This window comes from Dyella sp. PARNA 12/25 (genome assembly GCF_055702865.1).
This window is the reverse complement of sequence record NZ_JBVQCI010000003.1, coordinates 554,334-574,266: the sequence shown is the minus strand read 5'-3', so window position 1 is coordinate 574,266 and position 19,933 is coordinate 554,334. Positions and strand designations below refer to the sequence as shown.

At 60.5% G+C, this 19,933-nt stretch carries 17 protein-coding genes; 9 read left to right on the top strand and 8 right to left on the bottom strand.

Features of this window, described 5'->3' with window-relative positions; all coding sequences use genetic code 11:
- The first annotated feature begins 1,002 nt into the window (after nucleotides 1–1,002).
- The 3 genes from AC0GUR_RS10280 (at nucleotide 1,003) to AC0GUR_RS10270 (ending at nucleotide 2,657) form a co-directional block, all read left to right on the top strand.
- Nucleotides 1,003–1,512 carry a hypothetical protein gene (locus AC0GUR_RS10280; RefSeq protein ID WP_472877362.1) on the top strand — a complete coding sequence of 170 codons (510 nt, stop codon included), beginning with the start codon at nucleotides 1,003–1,005 and terminating at the stop codon, nucleotides 1,510–1,512.
- 104 nt (nucleotides 1,513–1,616) lie between these two features.
- Entirely contained in the window at nucleotides 1,617–2,108 is a 492-nt protein-coding gene (locus tag AC0GUR_RS10275; RefSeq protein WP_472877361.1) for a hypothetical protein, read from the top strand.
- Nucleotides 2,109–2,372: 264 nt separating this feature from the next.
- Nucleotides 2,373–2,657 carry an energy transducer TonB gene (locus tag AC0GUR_RS10270; RefSeq protein ID WP_472877360.1) on the top strand — a complete coding sequence of 95 codons (285 nt, stop codon included), beginning with the start codon at nucleotides 2,373–2,375 and terminating at the stop codon, nucleotides 2,655–2,657.
- 168 nt (nucleotides 2,658–2,825) lie between these two features.
- On the opposite strand, the gene AC0GUR_RS10265 is transcribed toward AC0GUR_RS10270, so the two are convergent.
- A complete protein-coding gene (locus tag AC0GUR_RS10265) occupies nucleotides 2,826–3,155 on the bottom strand; it encodes a hypothetical protein (protein ID WP_472877359.1) in 330 nt (109 codons plus the stop codon).
- 253 nt (nucleotides 3,156–3,408) lie between these two features.
- Nucleotides 3,409–4,119 (bottom strand): rRNA pseudouridine synthase, encoded by a 711-nt coding sequence (locus tag AC0GUR_RS10260; RefSeq protein ID WP_472877358.1) that lies wholly within the window; start codon nucleotides 4,117–4,119, stop codon nucleotides 3,409–3,411.
- A gap of 426 nt (nucleotides 4,120–4,545) precedes the next feature.
- Here AC0GUR_RS10260 and AC0GUR_RS10255 point away from each other — a divergent pair, with 426 nt between their 5' ends.
- On the top strand, nucleotides 4,546–8,514 hold the full coding sequence (locus AC0GUR_RS10255; protein ID WP_472877357.1) for an autotransporter outer membrane beta-barrel domain-containing protein: 3,969 nt from the start codon (nucleotides 4,546–4,548) through the stop codon (nucleotides 8,512–8,514).
- Between the two features lie 113 nt (nucleotides 8,515–8,627).
- On the opposite strand, the gene ald is transcribed toward AC0GUR_RS10255, so the two are convergent.
- Nucleotides 8,628–9,746, bottom strand: coding sequence for an alanine dehydrogenase (gene ald / locus AC0GUR_RS10250; protein WP_472877356.1), 1,119 nt, complete (start codon nucleotides 9,744–9,746; stop codon nucleotides 8,628–8,630).
- 161 nt (nucleotides 9,747–9,907) lie between these two features.
- On the opposite strand from ald, the gene AC0GUR_RS10245 reads away from it, so the two are divergent.
- Nucleotides 9,908–10,381: an Lrp/AsnC family transcriptional regulator gene (locus AC0GUR_RS10245; protein WP_472877355.1), complete on the top strand. Its 474-nt coding sequence runs from the start codon at nucleotides 9,908–9,910 to the stop codon at nucleotides 10,379–10,381.
- A gap of 14 nt (nucleotides 10,382–10,395) precedes the next feature.
- Here the strand turns inward: AC0GUR_RS10245 and AC0GUR_RS10240 are convergent, their stop codons facing one another.
- Both AC0GUR_RS10240 and AC0GUR_RS10235 read right to left on the bottom strand, forming a co-directional pair.
- On the bottom strand, nucleotides 10,396–11,028 hold the full coding sequence (locus AC0GUR_RS10240; protein WP_472877354.1) for a nucleotidyltransferase family protein: 633 nt from the start codon (nucleotides 11,026–11,028) through the stop codon (nucleotides 10,396–10,398).
- Nucleotides 11,025–12,119, bottom strand: a complete 1,095-nt coding sequence (locus tag AC0GUR_RS10235) for an XdhC family protein (RefSeq protein ID WP_472877353.1) — start codon at nucleotides 12,117–12,119, stop codon at nucleotides 11,025–11,027. The genes AC0GUR_RS10240 and AC0GUR_RS10235 overlap by 4 nt, the downstream gene beginning before the upstream one ends.
- A gap of 256 nt (nucleotides 12,120–12,375) precedes the next feature.
- Here AC0GUR_RS10235 and AC0GUR_RS10230 point away from each other — a divergent pair, with 256 nt between their 5' ends.
- Genes AC0GUR_RS10230 through AC0GUR_RS10220 form a run of 3 tightly spaced genes read left to right on the top strand, consistent with a single transcriptional unit; the run spans nucleotide 12,376 to nucleotide 16,471 of the window.
- Complete coding sequence (locus AC0GUR_RS10230) at nucleotides 12,376–12,855, top strand: (2Fe-2S)-binding protein (RefSeq protein WP_472877352.1); 480 nt, start codon at nucleotides 12,376–12,378, stop codon at nucleotides 12,853–12,855.
- A 44-nt stretch (nucleotides 12,856–12,899) separates the two neighbouring features.
- Nucleotides 12,900–15,173, top strand: a complete 2,274-nt coding sequence (locus AC0GUR_RS10225; RefSeq protein ID WP_472877351.1) for a xanthine dehydrogenase family protein molybdopterin-binding subunit — start codon at nucleotides 12,900–12,902, stop codon at nucleotides 15,171–15,173.
- Nucleotides 15,170–16,471 (top strand): c-type cytochrome, encoded by a 1,302-nt coding sequence (locus AC0GUR_RS10220; RefSeq protein ID WP_472877350.1) that lies wholly within the window; start codon nucleotides 15,170–15,172, stop codon nucleotides 16,469–16,471. The genes AC0GUR_RS10225 and AC0GUR_RS10220 overlap by 4 nt, the downstream gene beginning before the upstream one ends.
- A gap of 6 nt (nucleotides 16,472–16,477) precedes the next feature.
- Here the strand turns inward: AC0GUR_RS10220 and AC0GUR_RS10215 are convergent, their stop codons facing one another.
- A complete protein-coding gene (locus tag AC0GUR_RS10215; RefSeq protein ID WP_472877349.1) occupies nucleotides 16,478–16,708 on the bottom strand; it encodes a hypothetical protein in 231 nt (76 codons plus the stop codon).
- 160 nt (nucleotides 16,709–16,868) lie between these two features.
- Here AC0GUR_RS10215 and AC0GUR_RS10210 point away from each other — a divergent pair, with 160 nt between their 5' ends.
- A complete protein-coding gene (locus AC0GUR_RS10210) occupies nucleotides 16,869–17,792 on the top strand; it encodes a bestrophin family protein (RefSeq protein WP_472877348.1) in 924 nt (307 codons plus the stop codon).
- Nucleotides 17,793–17,872: 80 nt separating this feature from the next.
- Here AC0GUR_RS10210 and AC0GUR_RS10205 read toward each other — a convergent pair whose 3' ends face one another.
- Nucleotides 17,873–18,523: a cytochrome b gene (locus AC0GUR_RS10205; protein WP_472877347.1), complete on the bottom strand. Its 651-nt coding sequence runs from the start codon at nucleotides 18,521–18,523 to the stop codon at nucleotides 17,873–17,875.
- Nucleotides 18,523–19,599: a catalase family peroxidase gene (locus AC0GUR_RS10200; RefSeq protein WP_472877346.1), complete on the bottom strand. Its 1,077-nt coding sequence runs from the start codon at nucleotides 19,597–19,599 to the stop codon at nucleotides 18,523–18,525. Before AC0GUR_RS10200 ends, AC0GUR_RS10205 begins: the two co-directional genes overlap by 1 nt.
- Between the last annotated feature and the right edge of the window lie 334 nt (nucleotides 19,600–19,933).

The window sequence follows — 19,933 nt, the reverse complement described above, 5'->3', positions numbered from 1 at the left end:
GATATACGTAGGCAGTCGACACGGACGCCAGGGCTAGGGGATGCTTGGCAAAGGGGAGGAGTCCATATACGGACATTTTTGATCGGCCCGCTGGCCATCTGCCATCTGCATGGCATAAGTCCGCCATGCCTGATCTTTAGGATTGAAGGAGGGTGGGGAAAGGGATGACAAAAGTGTCAAACGGGGCCAAGTTCTGCTTGATTGCCAACGCCCTTGGGCTTGGCGGCTACTTGTTTTTTTGTTCGAGGCTCTGGGCAGATATGCCCGATGGTGCGCTATATGCCGATGATGGCCCGAGTGCCATATCGTGGTTCTTTACAGCACTTCCCTTTATGGCCGTTTGCACCGTCCTGAACGTCGTTGTGTTCGTCAGGGCTGTGCGGAACACGTTAATAGGTAAGGGATGGGGCCTCATGGCGACATGGTCAGTCATGGTTGGAGCGTGGGTGCTCATGCAGATGTATGTTCGTAGCCATCTGGTCGGTTAGACCGAAGGCGAAGTTTTAGTCGGATGTCCGCTTCCGACCCGGAGCGGACATTCCAATATTGGGTGCAAGGGGTGTGAAGGTGGCAAACCACGATTTGGGCCTGTTGGCGTGCATGGGGTTGGGCTTGGCAGTACTGACAAGCCAGGTCTCTGCCTGTGAGGCTGCGCATGAGAGCGATGGCAAATGCTTTGCGCTTCGTGGGCGCGTTTTCCTCGCCAATGGCACACCATCGATGCGCATTGCCCCACTCAACTCGCATCGAATCCTGGGTGTCCTGCCGGCAGAAGATGAAGATGCTCCGGATAGCCTTCGAAAGGGGGTGACCTTTGATCGGGATGCGATTGCTGACCTCGAGGTATGCCCACTCTCGTCGGCCAGAGCAGGGGAAATGCAGATGGTCTGCGTTCGCTCAGCGTCGAGCATTACTTTCAAGAATCATTGAGGGTATGTAAGGTCCGCTACCGACCCGGAGCGGACCTTTGTGCAATGGCATGCGAGTAAAGGTGGAGTGAAAATGACGCCGCGCAGTCTGTTACTACTTGTAAGCATGTCTCTCGTTGGCTTGATGGCCAGAGTTAGCTTCGCCGTCGAAGGAGGTGGGGTCCGGGAGGACGTCAGCGTTGTTCGCGCTCTATACGAGGATTTCGCAGGCGAGGCTGTCTTAGATGGCCCGGGTGCACAAAGGCAGTTGCTTGATCAGTCTCAGGCTGTCCTTGCGCGATATTTCACGCCAGAACTCTCGTTGCTCATTCGCCAGGATCGTGAGTGCGCCGCACGCACCAAGGACATCTGCAAACTCGACTTTTCCCCAATATGGGATAGCCAGGATCCCAGCGGTGCGACGGTCAAGATTGTCGGCGAGTCGGCCTTGGGCGAAGCGGTGGCAGAAGTCCGGTATCCGAACGGCGAGACGAGAAAGCTGATCTATCGGCTCAGAAAGGTACAGGCCGGCTGGAGGGTCGCCGATATCGTTTACCCTGATGACGGGGAGAGTCTTTCAAAGATTCTGAGTGCCAAGCGCTAGCGCCTGGCTGGTCGCCTATCCGGGCTGTGGCGGCAATTTAGAAGTGTCCGCTTCCGACCCGAAGCGGACAGTTCCAACCACCAGAATCATTCAAAGGGACAGCAGTGACCTCGACTCACATTCGCTCGTTAGCTGTCGCGATGATCCTGCTAGTGGGTAGCTGGAATTGCCAATCACAAGACCTGGCCTCGTTAGATGCGTCGGTTCGCACCTACACCAAATCTCAAGTAACGCCCAGCTATCGATACGCCTGGGTGCAGCTGGGTGATGAAAGCAAACCGGACGCCCTGGTCATGTTGGATGGAGACTACTGCGGCTCGGCCGGGTGCAATCTCCTTGTCTTGCGGAGCACGGATAAAGGTTTGAAGCTCGTCTCATCAAGCACGATCTCCAACGAACCTATCGGTGTACTCAGCGAAAGGCTGCATGGATTGCGAACCCTTATCGTCAACACCCGGGGCAAAGGAGAGGTCTTGATGCGGTTCAACGGATCCAGGTATCCGTTTAACCCGTCGGTGCAGCCTGCGGCCAGCAAGGCTCAAACAAGCTCGGCGGAGATTCTTAAGTTGCAAGATCGGGTCGCACCGGGCACTTAAGATGCGTTTCTTGTGGAGGTCCGCTTCCGACCCGAAGCGGACAGAGCGTTACCCGGGTCCAAGGGGAGAAGAATGCGTAGCTTTTATTTAGTCGCCGCAGCACTGATGCTTGGGGCCTGTTCTCATCAAGAAGTGGCGCGCCCCGCACCTGCATACCCACGAGACCAGGCATCTGCCGGGCAGCAAGCATCTGCTGGCAGCACGAAGCCGACCACTGCTCAGATGATTTCGCCGGACAACCTCCCGCCCACGCGTGGATCGGCAATGGACATCACGTATGCCTCGCAACACCAGCCGAAATACCCAGCGGCGGCCATACAAGGTCGTCATGAGGGTATCGTCCGAGTCTTGGCCAAGGTTGGCGTGGATGGCCAGGTCACAGAGACAAAAATCGAACAGAGCAGCGGCTACTCCGAGCTGGACGAGAGCGCCGCGTCCACTGTTAGCGGTTGGAAGTTCAGTCCCGCCTACAGGGATGGTGCGCCAGTAGATTCGTGGACGCGAGTGCCGATCAACTTCTCACTGCCCAAAGCGGCTGCCACACCCTGAGCTTTGGTCGTTTCGTGGGACGTCCGCCTCCGACCTAAAGCAGATCTAAACAGGGGCCGGTGCACGCTCTGATCCGTGTCGGGCAACGCCTCGTTCTTTGTCAGTGATCACCAGGTGTGGCGCATCGACCCGAGAGCCGATACGCCACGGGGGCGATCATCGGACGGGTTAAGCGTTCACTGGGGGCTCGTGATCGAGCCGGCCGGCGTAGTGGTCAAGGCAGTGGATGGCGGTGGTGAGGCAAGCGATGAACTCGCCGGATATGGGCCATTCCAACGGCGGGACTGGGCGGCCTGATGCCATGGCCTCCCGGTGCTGCTCAATATCGATGCGCAAACGTGCCAGCACATAGCACGCCAGTACTGGGTCGAGGCGGCTCGATAAAGGTCGTGGAGCCTTGGCGGTGCCTGCGTTGTGCGGGCGGCCGGGTGGGGCAGTGAGGGTGCCGTCAGGGGGAGTCGACGGGCGAGCGCGTGCCGTATGATCGTGGGTAGCCATAATCAACTCGTGTAAGTTGGTTGTGGTTAGCGGGTCGTGTGAGCGCTAACTCACACGGCCCGCGCCTCGTGACATTACTGTCACGGTCACTCGTGCAGCCGGTTGCGGTGACCCCGCGAGTGACACGCCGAAACTAGCAAATGGTCTCGGCGTTTGCCTGTCGGCTTTTGCTGATTCTTTCTATGCGTGTTCTGGCGAGTGTGGCTGTCAGTGATGGCGCTATGGAGCGCACCTCAGCGGCACCTTCAAACCATCAGAACCGATCCGTCCCAGCTAAATAACGCCATTGCCCCGGTTGCATTCGCGACATGGGAATGCGGCCAATGCGAATGCGCTTCATCGCAAGCACCTTCAGCCCGACGGCGTTGCACATACGCTCGACTCTGTCGGGCGCAATCCGCTTCAAGGCGAAACGTAGATGGGTTTCGTTTTGCCAGCTCACTTTGATGGGCGGCAGCGCATAGTTGTCGAAGGTTAGTCCGTGGTTGAGCAGGGCGAGGCCGTTCGGTGCCAGTTTGCCGGCCACTTCAACGACGAGCTCTTGCTCGATGCGGTCGAAGTCTTCTTCCAGTCGGCGCTTTACTCGCCAATCCTGTGTGAACACCAACAAGCCGCTGGCTTTGTCTGGCAGGGGCATCGGCGATTCCAGTCGCGCGAAGTGACGCTTGAGCAAGCGAACGCCGGATGCGTCATTGGGGGAGTGGTTCTCCGGAATGATCAGTGCGCGAGCTTCTTCAATCGTGATGCCAACGGGCTTGTGCAACACCAGTGTCGCGGGCTCGGCGGCTTCAAGCTGGGCGTGCGGATCGATCTCGATGAGCTGGTCCGCCACCTTGAACTGCGGCTCCTCTATGGTGACGCCGTCCACGCGCACCCAGCCACCTTCGATATACATTTCCGCCTCTCGTCGAGAGCACTGAGCCATGGCGGCGACACGTTTGGCGAGGCGTACAGGTTCGGTCATCAGCGTTCCCAGGGAGTCATGTGCGCCATTTTAAAGTGACGGGGCGTCATCGGGCACCCCGTCACCCAAGCATGCGCTACAGCGCAAATGTCGATCGTTTGTCAATTTGGTGAGGCGGTTTCACTGCCTGCTGACGGTTTTGGGGCCAGTATTCGGCTGATTTAATCGCATCACATGGGGATCGTGGCACTGGTTCGGCGACTGCCATGCAGTTTGCGTCATTGCAGTCCGTGTGTTGGCCAAGGGTGGCTCTTAGTACACGTAGCCTCCTTGGTATCCGCGCTCGCCAAGGAGAAGGGCATTCTTTCCGGGGCGACTCTGTCAACGATAAGTGAAGCAGTCGCCCATCCGGTGTATCCGATTGGGCTGCGCGGCGGGCGTCCAAGTCAATCAGGGGCTCATCACCGATATTCATAAGGGAACCCTATGAATAGCATCGTGTGGTCCTTCAGACGTGGTCGGCTGGCCGCGTCGATCGTCGCGGCATTGGCATCCAGCGAAGTATGTGCGCCGAACTCGGGCGGAGTGCGGTTGGGAGGCGCTTCTTCCGGGCGGCATTGGACGCTTTCTCGTGGCGCACCTTCGGTGGTGTTTGGCGCCGTATTGCTTGCCGCAGTTCCTTATGGCGCGCACGCACAAACCTGCTCATTTGTATCCGGAACCACCTATACCGGCCCGCAATCGTGTTCGACCGCGACGGGGCCGACCACCGTTAGCGCCGTGGGCCCCAATACGTTTTATGTGGGTCCTACCGGCGCAGCGGCCTCCACGCTTTTTGTGGATCCGCTCGGCACGGGCGCTGGCGCCACGGCTACGGTCACCATGTCCAATTGGACGACCCTGAATTTTCGAGGGACCGCGCCGTCCCTCGGCATCAACATTGTGACGAATGGCGCCAATGCCTCGCTGACCCTCTCTGGTAATAACACGGTGCAAGTGGGTGGTCTCAATCCCAACACAAGTACGTTCAATCCTGGAACGGGTGGCGGCACTCTGGTGAATGTCAAAGGTACCGGGTCTGCAACAACCACAGTTACTGGGACGCTGAATGTCAGCGTAAATACCCTCACCACCGGTAAAGATGATGCGGTGGAAACGACCACGCATGGCGGTCCGGCCACGTTGGATATGTCGGGAATTACGGGCGCCTCAACGATCACGGTGAACGGCGGCAACGGTCTCTTTGTCGATTCACTGAGCGCCAATGGCAACCTTCAAGCCACGGTCAATAACCTCGTGACGGTGAATGTCGACAATTCGACGTTTGGTGTGCCGAACAACCCCGCTGGCGCGACGCCCTTCAACAATGCGGGGCTACAAACAGCAACATCCGGCACGGGCACAGTTACCGCGACTACGGCTGCCACGATCAATACCACCGGGCCATTGGCGAATGGCATCGATGCGGTATCTCAGTTGGGTACGGTGAACGTCTCCAACACTGGAAACATTGCGACGGCGGGTCCCAACAGTGACGGCATCCAGGCGATGACGACGCATCGGGCGATTCCCGTGGCGTCGGTGACATCGACGGCGGCGAATAACACGCTCGCGACGGGCGCTGTCAGTGTGACGAACAGCGGCAGCATTGGGACTCAAGGCAGTAGCCCGACCAATGCCAGCGCATCGCCCAGTGTGATCAGCGACGCCAGCAATGGCATCTATGTTTGGACGCTATCGACCGGCACCGGTGCTTCGGGTGCGGTGGGTGTAGCCAACAACGCCGGCGGAAATATCACCACTGTTGGTAACTACAGCGACGGTATTCTGGCTACCACGGGAAATATCTCCACTGGTACGGCCGGCGGCATCACACTTTCCAATGCTGCCACGCTAGTCACGAGTGGCCTGCATGCCAATGGCATCGAAGCGATCACCAGCGGTACACCTGGCGGTGTCATCTCGGTTACCAATACCGGGCCCGTTACCGTCAGTGGCAACAACAGCATGGGTATTACCGCCACGTCGTCGGGCGGCAACGCAACCACCATCAACAACAGCGGTGCGGTCAACACTAATACCGCAACCGGCGGTATTGGCCTGAACAGCGTCACTGGCCCAGCCGGTACGTCCAACATCATCAATAGCGGCCCGGTGACGACCGGAGGCAGTTCCTCGCCGGCCATCTTTGCGCAGACCAGTAACGGCACCAACACCATCACCAACAGTGGTCCTGTTTTTACCTCGGGTACGAGCTCGGTTGGCATCAGCGCGACGGCAGTGACTGGTGCGATAAACGTCGACAATGCGGCAGCCGTGGCCTCTCGTCAGTCACAGGGTGTGTTGGTTTCCGCTACGGGCGCAAGCTCAGGGCTCACGGTGACCAATGAGGCGGCAGGCAACATCTCCGGTACGACCGGCGTCGCCGCATCAGGCAGTTTCGCCACGGCGCTGATCAACAACTCCGGCAACCTCGGCGCCTGGTCCGATCTGGCCATCGACTCCACCCTGATGACCGGCCCTCAGCTGACTATCGATAACAACGCAACTGGCACGATCACGGGCTACGTGACGCTGGGCAACAGTATCAACATCATGAACAATGCGGGGACCTGGAATCTGCGCCATCTCGCGGACACCACGGGCACCTTCGATGTGAGCGGCAACCCGGTGCGCGACACTTTGGCGGTGGCTGTCGCTGACTTTGGCACGTCGGGGCAAAACGTCATCAACAACAGTGGCACGATTGCGTTGGTGGATCCGCCAGCGTCTACGCTCAACTCTGCCGGCCAATATCTGCCGCTGGGAAACGCCAACAATGCCATGGCCATCGGCGGGCCTTTGCAAGGTCAGATCCTTGGTGTGCAGACCTTCAATAACTCAGGAATCATCGATCTCACTGCCAACCCTGTGGCCGGCGACGTGCTGGTGATTTCCGGTGGCCACACGCCGGGCCAGGATGGTGGTGGCGTGTTTGTTGCCAATGGAGGCACGCTCAGGGTCAACACGTTCCTCAATCAGGGTGACGTCAGCTCGCTGTCGGACGTATTGGTAGTCGATTCCACCCGGCTGGGTTCGGCGCCAACGAGTATCGCCGTTTCGCCGGTCGCGAACTCGCCGGGTGCGATAACGGTGGGTGACGGTATCTTGCTGGTCAATGTGTTGAACAAGAGCGCCTCCGCAGATGGCGTGTTTGCGCTGGGTGGTCGTGTTGCCGCTGGTGCATTTGAGTACAGGCTTTACAAGGACGGTGTGGTTGACGACGGCAACGACGGCAACTGGTATCTGCGCTCGACGATACCGGTTCCGCCACCGCCACCGGCACCGGCGCCATCACCGGCGCCCGCACCATCGCCATCACCCGCACCATCACCGTCACCCGCTCCGCCGCCCCCGCCGGGACCATCGCCCGAACCGCCGTCGATACCGGACTACCGTGTCGAGGTGCCTGTCGATACCGCGCTGCTCTCGCTGGCCTATCGCATGGGCCTGGCCATGCTTGGCACGTATCACGACCGTCAGGGCGAGGATTACGCCAGCCTCATCGACACCAATACCAACGATAACGTGGCTCGACCTGTCAACGCGTGGGGCCGCATTTTTGGCGCCAACGCTCATGTGGGCTATGGCAACTCCGGTGATGTTGTCGGCAATTTGAATCGCTTCCTCAATAGCGGTCCCGCTTACAACTACGACCTGTATGGGTTCCAGACAGGTCTGGATTTGTATCAGAGCTTTGATGATGACGGCCGCTGGATTGCGGGCTTCGCACTCGGTGGGGAGCGGACCCACGGCAGGGTCAATGACATCTACAACCCTGGCGTGCAAGTGGGCTCGGTGTCGATGGATGGCTTCTACTTCACCGGCTATTGGACGCACAAATACCCGGAAAACGCCTATATCGATGCGGTGGTGCAAATCGGGCGTTACCTGGATGTCAGTGGACGCTCGCAAGCGGGGCAGGAGCTACGCACGTCGGGCACCGGTATCGCGGTTTCGCTGGAGGGCGGTTATCCGTATGCCCTGGGACACGGATGGGCGCTGGAGCCTCAGGCGCAGGCTATTTTCCAGCACGTGTCGCTCAACTCAGGTCACGACGACTTTGGTGACATCGACTACCGCGGCGGAAATGCCTTGTATGGCCGCATAGGTTTGCGTCTGACCGACAACGTGATGGTCAATGAGAATCCGTTGACCGGGTGGTTTCGCGTCAACGCCTGGGGCGTCATGACGGGCTCGACCCCGCGGGCGACATTCACGTCGCTGGACGGGGCGGATGCGGTGGCCTTCAACTCCTCGCTGGGCAAGCAGTGGTGGGAGGCGCAGCTGGGAATCGCGGCCCAGGTTGCCCGGCATTGGAGTGTGTTCGGCTCGGCGGAGTATGCAAAGCCTTTTGGCGCGCAATACACCGGCCACACTATTGGTGGCCGCATAGGTGCGCGTTTCACCTGGTGAGGCACGCCATAGCGCGTGCGTAGCCCATAAAAAAAGCGGACACCCTGAGGTGTCCGCTTGGTGGTGTCGTTACTCCCACTCGCTACACAAGGGGAGACAACATCAACACAACCTTACATGCCGATCGCGGTTTCCGCCTTCACGTACGGCAGGTTGTGAGCCAGGGCCACCGGCTCGCAGGTCACCTGGCCTTCGCTCACGTTGAGGCCGTTGCGCAGGTGCGCGTCCTGCTGCAGCGCCTTCTTCCAGCCGTTGTTGGCCAGGGCGAGGGTGAAGGGCAGGGTCACGCTGTTGAGCGCGAAGGTGGAGGTGCGAGCCACGGCGCCCGGCATGTTGGCCACGCAGTAGTGCACCACGCCGTCGACCACGTAGGTCGGGTCGGAGTGAGTCGTGGCGTGCGAGGTTTCCACGCAGCCACCCTGGTCGATGGCCACGTCCACGATCACCGAGCCCGGCTTCATGGTGCGCACCATCTCGTGGCTCACCAGCTTCGGCGCAGCGGCACCCGGCACCAGCACGGTACCGATCAGCAGGTCGGCGCGACGCACCAGCTCTTCGATGGCTGCACGGGTGGAGAACACGGTGGAGATGGCGGTGCCGAACTGGGCGGCCAGACGCTTGAGGGCATCGGCCGAACGATCGACCACGGTCACCTTGGCGCCCATGCCAACGGCGATGGTGGCTGCATGGGTACCGGACACGCCGCCGCCCAGGATCACCACTTCAGCAGCCGGCACGCCCGGCACGCCGCCGAGCAGCACGCCGCGGCCACCCTGGGCCTTTTCGAGCGAGTGCGCACCCACCTGCGGAGCCAGGCGGCCAGCGACTTCGGACATCGGGGTCAGCAGCGGCAGCGAGCCGTTGTTGGCGGTGACCGTTTCGTAGGCAATGCACACGGCGCCCGAGGCGATCAGGTCGTGGGTCTGCTCGGCATCCGGAGCGAGGTGCAGGTACGTGAAGAGGATCTGGCCCTTGCGGAGCTTCTTGCGCTCGACGGCCAGCGGCTCCTTCACCTTCACGATCATGTCGGCTTCGGCAAAGATCTGGTCGGCGTTGTCGATGATGGAGGCACCCGCCGCGATGTAGTCAGCGTCGGTGATGCCAGCGCCCAGGCCGGCGCCAGCCTGAACCATGACCTGGTGGCCGTTATGCACGAGTTCCTGCACGGACGACGGGATAAGGCCCACGCGGTATTCGTGGTTCTTGATTTCTTTCGGCACACCGATGCGCATGGCTTGAATGCTCTCTAGATAGTGAAGGTTGACGGGCCCGGTGGGGTGGGCGCCGGTGCAGCAGTATGATTGAGATATCAAGCAATAGAGTGCTGATTTATCATCGCCAAGGGCTGTCCTGTAGAATATCTGGCGACTTTTGCCGTCAATCGTGAAATTTTATGCTGCATCCAGAAACCACCCTTGATGACCGTGATCGGGCGATCCTTCGGCTGCTTCAGCAGGACGGGCGGTTGACCAATCTGGAGCTCGCACAACAGATCAATTTGTCCCCCTCGGCCTGCCTACGCCGCGTGAAGTTGCTGGAGGAGCGGGGGCTTATTTCGCGTTACGTGATGCTGGTGGATGAGAAGGCGGCGGGCCTGCCGGGCACCGCGTTCGTGCTGATCACGCTGGACCAGCAGGGGCGCTCGGCGCTGGATGCGTTCGAAGCGGCCATTCAGGACCACCCGGAAGTGACCGAGTGTTGCCTGCTGGCCGGCGCCGCTGACTACATGGTGCGCGTGGCCTATGCGGATTCGGCGGACTTCGAGCGGATCCACACCGAGATCCTGACCCAGCTGCCAGGCGTGGTGCGTGTGCAGTCGACCCTGGCGCTGCGCACGGTCAAGAAGACGACGGCGCTGCCCGTCTGAGGTGAGGCAAGGGGCTAGGTGTCATTGCCCGACGTCTTGGGGCGTTGGCTAGCCAGCCAGGCCGCATGGTCGGCAGGTGTGTCGATATCGAGTGCCGCGGATGGCAGCGCATACGGGTCGACCATGGCGGCGTGACGTTGGAGTACGCCTCGCGCACCGTCAGCGCCAGCCAGTGAAGCAAGCTCATTAAAGACGCCGGCGGGGAAAATACACGGTGGCCCGGTGTGGCCATCGCAGTACGCGGCCAGGATACGGCCGGGGTGGCGTGCGTACTGGTTGAGCATCGCCAGGAGTTCGATCGCGCGAATGGCGGGCTGGTCTGCCAGAAGCACCATGATTGAAGCCAGCGATGGCGTGTAATTCAGAGCTGCGCGTACACCGAGTGCCAACGACCTACCCATGCCGTCGGCCCAGTCTGGATGGGTAACTAGATGGACGTCCAAACCCTGAAGGCTCTCGGTTACTTCATTCGCGTGCGCGCCTATCACCACAGTGACCGGCGACAGACCAGCTTCAAGCGCTGTGATCGCTGCGCGGCGAACCATAGGCGCGCCATCGATGGGCAGCACTTGCTTGACAGACCCAAAGCGGCTCGCACTGCCTGCCGCAAGCATCACCGCTGCTGTACTGGCGGCGCCATGCGTCATGGGTGAATAGGGTTCCGAGTCTGAGACAGCGGCCCGCCACGTCGACCATTGCGTAATGCAAGGATTTCGGCGGCTATCGCCATGGCTATTTCCTGAGGTGTTTCCGAACCAATGTCCAGGCCTGCAGGCACATGCAGCCGGCCGTTGGCCAGCGGAAATGCGGCCCTGATCTGTGCGGCGCGTTGGCGTGAGCCGATAACGCCGACATAGCTCACCGGTGTTTTCAGCAGCGCGTCGAGATAGACCATGTCGCGATCGAGTCGGTGGGTCATCACCACCGCGGAGGTCAGATCATCGAGCGTCAGCTGGGATGAAAGCGATGCTGGCGACGCAGCGATGGACCGCACGCCATGGTGCGGGTTCGAGTTGGATTGCGAGGGATCAACCAGGGTTGTCTCCCAGCCAAGCTGAAGCGAAAGTTCGGCCAGCATGCGAGCGCCTGCGTTGTCGCCAATGATGACCAGCGAATGAGGTGGCCCTATCGGTTCAAACAAGAGCTCATAGGTTTTGCTTTGCAGTACGACTTGTCGACTTGATGCCGTTGCGCCAGCGCGCATCACTGCCAGCTCCCTGTCGACAAGCTGTCGAAGCGCTCGATCGGCCATGCCGTCCCAGAGTTCCTGCGCGCCTTTCAGCAGTCTTTGCGGGCGTGGCGATAAAGGAATGCCATCCACTGCATAGCAGGTGACCAGCGTGCCCTGGTCACGCGATGCCCTCAGTCTGGCGATGGCTTCAAGAAAGCGAACGTCGTCGCCATGTCGAAGTGGTTCGATCAACACCTGAAGCTCGCCACCGCAGCCGGTTTCGATCATTACGTCGTAGTTGGAGTCACGCCCATACGACACCAGTGCAGGTTGGTCGGAGTCCATGACCTGGCGGGCACGCAGGGCAATATCGCGCTGAGGGCAACCACCGGACAGCTCGCAAACCAGGCGGCCGTCGCGCAGTACCAGCATGCTTGCGCCCGCGCGACGAAAGGTAGAGCCATGTGTATGTGTAATGGTCACCAGGGCTGCTCCCGCTGAGTCGTGAGCAGGCTCCAGCGCCAAGGCGGCGCGGTAGAGCGGCTCGAACTCCTGGGTGACATTCATGGCTTGCCCTGGCGCATGGTTCCAGCGGGATGTTCGTTCATTACTGGCCCGGAGCGCCAGCGGCCCACCCGGCAGCAAGCAAGGCCACGGGATCTTCACTTGTATTTTCGAGGGCATGCGTCACCATGCGGCCTTGCCACGGCGGTCAGACGAGTGGCGAGCGGCCAGGCAAACGCGGGAAACGAAAATTCTGCGTCTACGCCCTCATGGGGTTCTGGGCGCGGGATGATGAAAATCCTCTGCGAGGGAGATCCGCATGATTGTTCTCACCATCAACGGTCAGGACAGGCAGGTCGATGTACCCGATGACATGCCGCTGCTATGGGTGTTGCGCGACGTCGTTGGTTTGAGCGGCACCAAGTTCGGTTGCGGCATGGCTCAATGCGGTGTCTGCACCGTGCATCTGGATGGCCAGCCGGTACGCTCCTGTGTTTTGCCCGCCAGCGGGGCCGTGGGCAAGAAGATCACCACCATCGAAGGCATCAGCGCCACCGAACTCGGCAAGCGCGTTCAGCAGGCCTGGCTGGGTATCGAGGTGGCGCAATGCGGCTATTGCCAGACGGGACAGATCATGTCGGCCACCGCGTTGCTTGCGCAAAAGCCCACGCCGACCGATGCGGACATTGATGCTGCCATGTCCGGCAATTTGTGTCGCTGCGGCACCTACGTGCGGATCCGCGCGGCGATCAAGCAGGCGGCTACGGGGCAGGCCACGTTGCCGCAAACCATCGCCTGAATATTTGACCGTCAGGTTCATCGTTTATCGATCGAGAGACCGTCATGAATTCACCTGTTCGTCCTGCTCACGATGATGTCGACCTGCAGAGCCCTTCGCGACGCGAACTGATCAAGCGCGGCGGGTTGGTGGTGGCCTTCATGTGGCTGGGCGGCGCCACTCGTGTATGGGGCCTCGGCAACGGTGCGCGCGTGGATGAAGGCCATCCGCTGTTTGCGCCCAATGCCTTCGTGCGCGTGGGTAGCGATGGCAGTGTGCACCTGGTGATGCCCAACGTGGAGATGGGGCAGGGTGTGTATACGGCACAGGCTACCTTGCTGGCCGAGGAGCTGGATGTCGGGCTGGATCAGATCACCGTCGAGCATGCGCCACCGAACCGCAAGCTGTATTTGAATCCGCTGCTGGGTGAGCAGGCGACGGGCGGCTCCACCACCGTGCGATTCTGCTGGGCGGCATTGCGGGATGCCGGTGCGGCGGCTCGCTACATGCTGGTAAGCGCGGCAGCACAACGCTGGAAGGTGGACCCTTCGCAATGCACGGTAACGCGCGGTGTGGTGACTCACACGCCAAGTGGCCGCGCGCTGCATTACGGTGAACTTGCCGACGCGGCAGCCAAGGTGACGCCACCTGAGAAAGCACTACTGAAGGACCCCAAAGATTTCCAGTTGATCGGCAAGTCGCTGCGCCGCGTGGATACGCCGGGCAAGGTCGATGGCAGCTTGCTGTTTGGCATGGATGTCCAAGTGCCGGGCATGAAGATCGCCACGGTGCAGGCGTGCCCCACGTTTGGTGGGCGCCTCGCATCGGTGGACGATACGCGCGCACTAAGCATTCCGGGCGTGCTCAAGGTGTTGAAGATCGACAATGCCGTAGCGGTGGTTGCCGAGCATTTCTGGGCGGCAAAGCAAGGGCTCGACGCACTGGTGATTCACTGGGATCGCGGCGTCAACGCCAACTTCACCACGGAGCAGATGTTTGCCGACCTGGCTCATGCCTCGGAGCACGGCACGCCGATCGTCGCTAAAGAGGTGGGACACCCGGATGGCGTTCAGGGTAAAAAGATTTCGGCCGTCTATCAGCTTCCGCTGCTCGCCCACGCGACCATGGAGCCAATCAATACATTGGTGCACGTGCGCCCCGACAGTTGCGAGATCTGGGTGGGCTCACAGATCGTGGCGCGTTGTGCGGATATTGCTGCGAAGGTGACGGGTCTGCCGCCGGAGAGCATCACCGTCCACAACCAGTACATCGGTGGCGGTTTCGGGCGTCGCCTGTTTGAGGAGTCAGTGGGGCAAGCCGTGGCTTTCGCCAAGCAGGTGGACTACCCGATCAAGGTCATCTGGACCCGCGAAGAGGACATTGCGCAAGACTGCTATCGCCCGGCCTACTACGACCGCATCTCGGCCACGCTCGACGACAAGGGCAAGCCTGCAGCATGGACTCACCGCACCACGGGGGCATCGGTGCTGGCCTCGTTTGCGCCGCCCGCGATGGGCAAGAATGGCCTTGATCCGGATCTGGTGGAGAGCGCGGCGGACTTGCCGTACCAGATACCCAACTTCCGCTCGGAATGGGTGCGTCACGATTTTCCCGCTGGCATGAGAGTCGGCTGGTGGCGTGGTGTCGGGCCGACGCATAACGTCTTCGTCGTCGAGAGCTTTGTCGATGAACTGGCGCACGCCGCCGGCAAGGATCCCGTGATGTATCGGCGCGAAATGCTGGGTGAGAACCCGCGCGTGCGTGGCGTGCTGGATCTCGCTGTCGAGAAGGCGGGCTGGGGGCAAGGAACACCGTCGGCGCGACAAGGGCGAGGCATCGCGCTCGCGGCGCCCTTTGGCAGCTATCTCTGTGTGATCGTCGACGTGGAAGTATCGCCGCAGGGCGAAGTCAGTCTCAAGCGCGCGGTGGCCGCAGTGGATTGCGGCATCGTGATCAATCCGAACACGGTCGAAGCACAGATTCAGGGTGGCCTGGTATTTGGCTGGAGTGCCGCGCTTTACAGCGGCATCACCCTGAAACAGGGTGCGGTGGAACAAAGCAACTTCAACGACTATCGGGTTATGCGCCTCAATCAGACGCCACCGATCGAGGTGTATATCGTTCCGAGCCAGGAACAGCCTGGCGGCATCGGCGAAACCGGTACCGTGATGGCGATGCCGGCACTGACCAATGCGATTTTTGCCGCCACCGGCGTGCGCCTGAGGCAGCTTCCGATCGACACGACGGCGCTGGTGCAGGACAAGAATGCCCTCAAAGCAGTGCTATCTGCTGCGGCGCCGGTGGATGGTGTTTCTGGTGACGCGAGGAGCCAGTCATGAAGATCGAACGCGTGCTTGGCTCGGCGGTCGGCATCGTGGTGCTGGTGCTGATCGTCTTCACCGGCTATGCGCTGGTGACCGTCAGTCACACGGGCGACGAGCGTGGCACCCAGCCGCAAGGTGCAGGCACCCCGCCGGACCTTGCCAGCAAGGAGGTGATAGCTCGCGGTGAATACCTGGCGCGTGCAGCGGACTGCGTGGCTTGCCATACCGTGCCCGGCGGTGCCGCTTATGCCGGTGGCGTGCCGTTCAAGCTGCCCTTTGGCGTGCTCTATTCGCCCAATATCACCGCAGACAAGGACACCGGCATCGGTAACTGGAGCGATGATGATTTCGTGCGCGCCATGCATGCCGGTATCGACAAGGAAGGTCATCCTCTGTATCCGGCCTTTCCCTATACGTCCTACACGGCGATGAGTCGTGACGACATTCTGGCGATCAAGGCGTATTTGTTCAGCCTGCCGGCGGTGTCATCACCTGCGCGCGAGAACAACCTATCGTTCCCGTATAACCAGCGCTGGGCGCTTAGTCTGTGGAATGCCATGTTCCTGCACAAGCAACGTTTCCAGCCCGAACAGGGCAAGTCCGAAGCCTGGAATCGCGGCGCCTATCTGGCGACGGCGTTGGGGCATTGCGGCGAGTGCCATACGCCAAGGAATGCAGCGTTTGCCATGAAAGGAAGTGAGGCTTTGGCCGGCGAAGAGCTGCAGGGATGGCGCGCCTACAACATCACGTCCGACAAGACGCATGGGATTGGTGGATGGAGTGATCAGGAGCTCACGGACTATCTTTCCACAGGGCACGTCGCCGGGCACGGTACGGCCTCGGGTCCCATGGGTGAGGTGGTGGAACACAGCCTGCAGTACCTCACGCCATCCGACATCTCTGCGCTGGTCACCTATCTTCGAGATGTCAAACCCCAGGCCACGGGTATGCCCGTTTCGTCCGGTGCACCATCGGGCGCTGCCGTGGCCAATGCCAATGGCGGAGCAAGCCTGGGCGAGCAAATCTTTGTCGGCGCATGCGCGGGCTGTCATCTCGATAACGGACAGGGGCGCCAGACTGATTACGCGGCACTCACCGGTACGCGTACAGTGACTGATCCGCATGCAACCAACCTCACGCAGATCATCCTGCACGGCTCGCAGTTGAACGTAGGAAGCCAGCGGATTTTCATGCCGTCGTTTGGTCGGGCGTATTCCGACGCGGAGATCGCGGCACTCTCCAACTACATCACCGGCCACTTCGGCGGAAAGCAAGGCGCGCTTAGTGCGCAGGACGTGGCGGCGCGGCGGTAGCGACGCTCATGAGTCTTTGATAAAAGCGGGTAGCAAGTCGCCTTCGACCATCTGAAGAGCTTCCTGCTGCGTCAGGTTATTGCCGACGATCAGGTCAGCGTGTACTGCGGCTTCAAGCAACAGATCCTTGAGGTCATCGATAGAGATAGCGCCTTTGGCGACAAGCTTGCGTATCAATGCCCGTAGGATGAGAGGCTCGATGTTGCCTTTTCCAAGCTGCATGGTGCTGGTGTTCATTGGGTGATCCTCCGGGGAGCGGATGTCATCGCCAAGCTACTGCCAGGCGGCGTGGCGCAACGTGAATACACAATCGACGGAAAGTGCGGTTGTCGTGCCGTCTCGCGATTGGTCCGATGGACAGGTCACTTCAGTCTCCTGCGATAATCAGAAGCGCATCATGATCGTACGTCCGCATAACGCCGATTCAGTCATCACCCTTCTGTTTGCGGTGAAAGGGTCCATCATTCCTGTAATCTGGCCGCGCGTGTTGTACGCCATGTTGCTCTCATTGGCCGTGGTGATCGCGGAGCAGCGGGGAGTTGCACTTCACTTCACAATCAATGCAGCCTTTCTCACCTTGCTTGGTTTGACGCTGGCCATCTTTCTTGGCTTTCGAAATACCGTGGCGTATCAGCGCTGGTGGGAAGGGCGTACGTTGTGGGGCGAATTGGTGATCGCGACCCGCAACCTGGCGCGTCAGGCTCTGGCCTTTATGCCCGGTCTGCCGGCAGCGGAGCGCCGTCGGCTGGTGTATGACCTGATCGGCTTTGCGCATGTGCTGCGGCATCACCTGCGTGAATCAAATTCTGATATGGATGCGCAGAAGTGGTTGTCCCCTGAGGTGTGTGCGACCGTCTTGGTTTCGCCGAATCGTCCAAACACCTTGATGGGGGCCATCGGTGATTCGTATGTGCGAAGTGCTCGCATTGAAGGTGTCGACGCCATGCTGCTTGCAGCCATGGATCGCGAAATCAATCAGCTGTCACACGTGTTGGGCGGTTGCGAACGCATCAAGAGCACGCCCATTCCTTTTGCTTACATTTTGTTGTTGCACCGCACAGTGCATGTGTACTGCTTTATCTTGCCGTTCTGCCTTTTCAGCCCGCTGGGCTGGCTGACGCCGATTGCCGTGGGCGTGCTCGCGTATACGTTTTTTGGTCTGGATGCCATCGGTACGCAGATCGAAGACCCATTTGACCTGCTGCCCAATGATCTGCCGCTGGATGCGATATGCCGTGCGGTGGAAATCAATCTTCGCAGCTTGCTTGGCGAAACCGATTTGCCGGAGCCGCTGCAACCCATCGAAGGCGTGCTGTTTTAGCGCGATGGACGGTGTGTGCCAGACGGCTGCCGGTCAGTACCGTAGTTCTCGCATCGGATGCCTGCTACGCATTCATTGCGCTACCCATCCTCAAGTGGCCTGGCTCCTTTCTCAGCAGAAGGATTGGCATCGGTAGCGGGCGGAGGTGGTGATGCATCGCTCGTGGCATTCGATGGCCCTGTGGCGGTGGCATGTCCATGCGATGGAAACGTCATGCTTGGAAATACATCGTCACGACGGATCAACGCGTGATACAGCGCTGCGCCCATGTGGCCAAGGATGGTGAGAAACAGTAAATAGGCTAGACAGCCGTGCGCTATCCGAAGCCAGGCAAACAGCTCTCCATTGGCCGGCAGTAGGGGTGGCAGATGCCACGCACTCCCCAGCATGATCGGATAGCCGCCTGCCGACAGCATGGCCCAGCCGACCAGCGGAATAACGATCATCAGCCCGTAGAGCACCCAGTGCGATGCATGTGCGAGGAACTGCATCCATGCCGGCATGTCAGCGGGCAGGGCGGGCGGCTTGAAGCGCAGTCGCACGCACAATCGCAGTATCACCAGTACAAGCAAGGTGGCACCGAGTGGTCGATGAATGGCCAGCAGCCACTGATGTTTGCTGGAGACCGTGGTGACCATGCCAACGCCAACAAACAACATGGCAAGGATCAGCACAGCCATGGTCCAGTGGAGCAGGCGTGCCAGCGGATGAAAGGCGTGAGGTGCGTTCATCACGGATGCTCCAGCTTGGACGTGGCCGCGTGAGCTGCGCCGGGAACATGCGCTTCTTCACTGGTGCGACGCAGATAGGAGGTGGCATAGGCGGCGGAGCGCGCCGCAAGCAGCGGATCACCTGACACCACGATGCCATCCGGCAGCACGGTGGGGTCGTAGTTCACGTCACGACACGGGCCACTTGCCTGCGACTGCTCGCTCTCGATCACCAGGGTGCCTGCATCGATGGTGGTGCGATCCGGGGGCCAAATCTTGGTGGCGTCGTCCACGGGGTCGTCCGGTGCGGCGAGCGTCACCATCAGGTGCCAGCGCTGCGGACCTGTGGCGAGGCGCGTGTGCAGGTCGCTGGCGAGATAGTCCGTGTCATCAGCGGGACCGGTTCCAGAGTCTTTCGCTTCCGGCGTCATCTGCCAGCGAACGGCATGGCGCTCACCTTTCCCATCGACAAAGTAGAACGCGTTAAGGCCGCTGTAGCTCTCGGTCACGTAACTGGCGGAGGGTTTCGCGCTTTTGATCCAGGCGAGGAACGCGCCGGTCTCGGGGTGTTGGCTGAAGAACGCCTTCATTCGCGCGGGGTCTGGCTTGCCGGTGGCCGGGTCGGGCTGGCTTGCCTGTAACTGCTCGTAGAACGCCTGGGGCGTCGACACCGGGAACACCGGCATGGCGTTCATGCCGGTACGCCACTGTTGCCCGTTGGGCAAGGCAAAGCGCAGCGCAAGGCTGCGTATCGGCACGCTGCTGTCCGGTGCATAGGGGTTGCCGCCGGGAACGGCGAAACGGCCGACAACGGGTGTTCGGCCGACGGCGAACACCTCGGCCCTGGAATAGGGGGCGGCCTGGCCATTGCTGTCGAAATAGCCAGCGATGCAAATGCCTTTGGCGTGGTTGCGGCGATAGCCGGGATGAATGCCGCCATCGCGCTCAAAGGCATCCACGATGCGCTGTGCGGTCAACCTTTTTGGAGTAAGCCAGCCGCCCGTATAGGCAAAGGCCAGTGCAAGCACGAGCACGGCGGAACCCATGGCGAGCCAGCGCCAGAGCAAATGTCGAGGCTTGGGGGCGGGGTCTGACATGGGTGCTCCGATAGGCCGGGGTGTCCAGCTATCTTCGCTGCAACCCCCACTAAGGTTACGTCACGACAAGGCAGTGAAGGCATTCACCTTGGGTCGCCTGTTGCCGCGCCAGATCCTTCAAGACGGTGGACTCGCTGCGGGCGGACGCTACAGCGGATCCCACATGACTGTCGTGTTTGCCTTTCCTGGCGATATGCCGATGTGCATAGCAATCATGGTCAGTGGCAACGAAGTGCTGGGCGCGTAGACTCCCGAACCGCTTGCATCACATACAGGACCGCTCCTGTTCTATCGGAGAGCTTTCGCCGATTTGGCGGGAGCTGAGTGGTGAGCC

Excerpts from the sequence above, each read along its gene's own strand:
- AC0GUR_RS10265 (WP_472877359.1), bottom strand. The coding sequence starts at position 3,155 with ATGGCTACCCACGATCATACGGCACGCGCTCGCCCGTCGACTCCCCCT.
- AC0GUR_RS10235 (WP_472877353.1), bottom strand. The coding sequence starts at position 12,119 with ATGAATGTCACCCAGGAGTTCGAGCCGCTCTACCGCGCCGCCTTGGCG.
- ald (WP_472877356.1), bottom strand. The coding sequence starts at position 9,746 with ATGCGCATCGGTGTGCCGAAAGAAATCAAGAACCACGAATACCGCGTG.
- AC0GUR_RS10200 (WP_472877346.1), bottom strand. The coding sequence starts at position 19,599 with ATGTCAGACCCCGCCCCCAAGCCTCGACATTTGCTCTGGCGCTGGCTC.
- AC0GUR_RS10270 (WP_472877360.1), top strand. The coding sequence starts at position 2,373 with ATGGACATCACGTATGCCTCGCAACACCAGCCGAAATACCCAGCGGCG.
- AC0GUR_RS10225 (WP_472877351.1), top strand. The coding sequence starts at position 12,900 with ATGAATTCACCTGTTCGTCCTGCTCACGATGATGTCGACCTGCAGAGC.
- AC0GUR_RS10255 (WP_472877357.1), top strand. The coding sequence starts at position 4,546 with ATGAATAGCATCGTGTGGTCCTTCAGACGTGGTCGGCTGGCCGCGTCG.
- AC0GUR_RS10230 (WP_472877352.1), top strand. The coding sequence starts at position 12,376 with ATGATTGTTCTCACCATCAACGGTCAGGACAGGCAGGTCGATGTACCC.
- AC0GUR_RS10210 (WP_472877348.1), top strand. The coding sequence starts at position 16,869 with ATGATCGTACGTCCGCATAACGCCGATTCAGTCATCACCCTTCTGTTT.
- AC0GUR_RS10215 (WP_472877349.1), bottom strand. The coding sequence starts at position 16,708 with ATGAACACCAGCACCATGCAGCTTGGAAAAGGCAACATCGAGCCTCTC.
- AC0GUR_RS10220 (WP_472877350.1), top strand. The coding sequence starts at position 15,170 with ATGAAGATCGAACGCGTGCTTGGCTCGGCGGTCGGCATCGTGGTGCTG.
- AC0GUR_RS10240 (WP_472877354.1), bottom strand. The coding sequence starts at position 11,028 with ATGACGCATGGCGCCGCCAGTACAGCAGCGGTGATGCTTGCGGCAGGC.
- AC0GUR_RS10245 (WP_472877355.1), top strand. The coding sequence starts at position 9,908 with ATGCTGCATCCAGAAACCACCCTTGATGACCGTGATCGGGCGATCCTT.
- AC0GUR_RS10280 (WP_472877362.1), top strand. The coding sequence starts at position 1,003 with ATGACGCCGCGCAGTCTGTTACTACTTGTAAGCATGTCTCTCGTTGGC.
- AC0GUR_RS10205 (WP_472877347.1), bottom strand. The coding sequence starts at position 18,523 with ATGAACGCACCTCACGCCTTTCATCCGCTGGCACGCCTGCTCCACTGG.
- AC0GUR_RS10260 (WP_472877358.1), bottom strand. The coding sequence starts at position 4,119 with ATGACCGAACCTGTACGCCTCGCCAAACGTGTCGCCGCCATGGCTCAG.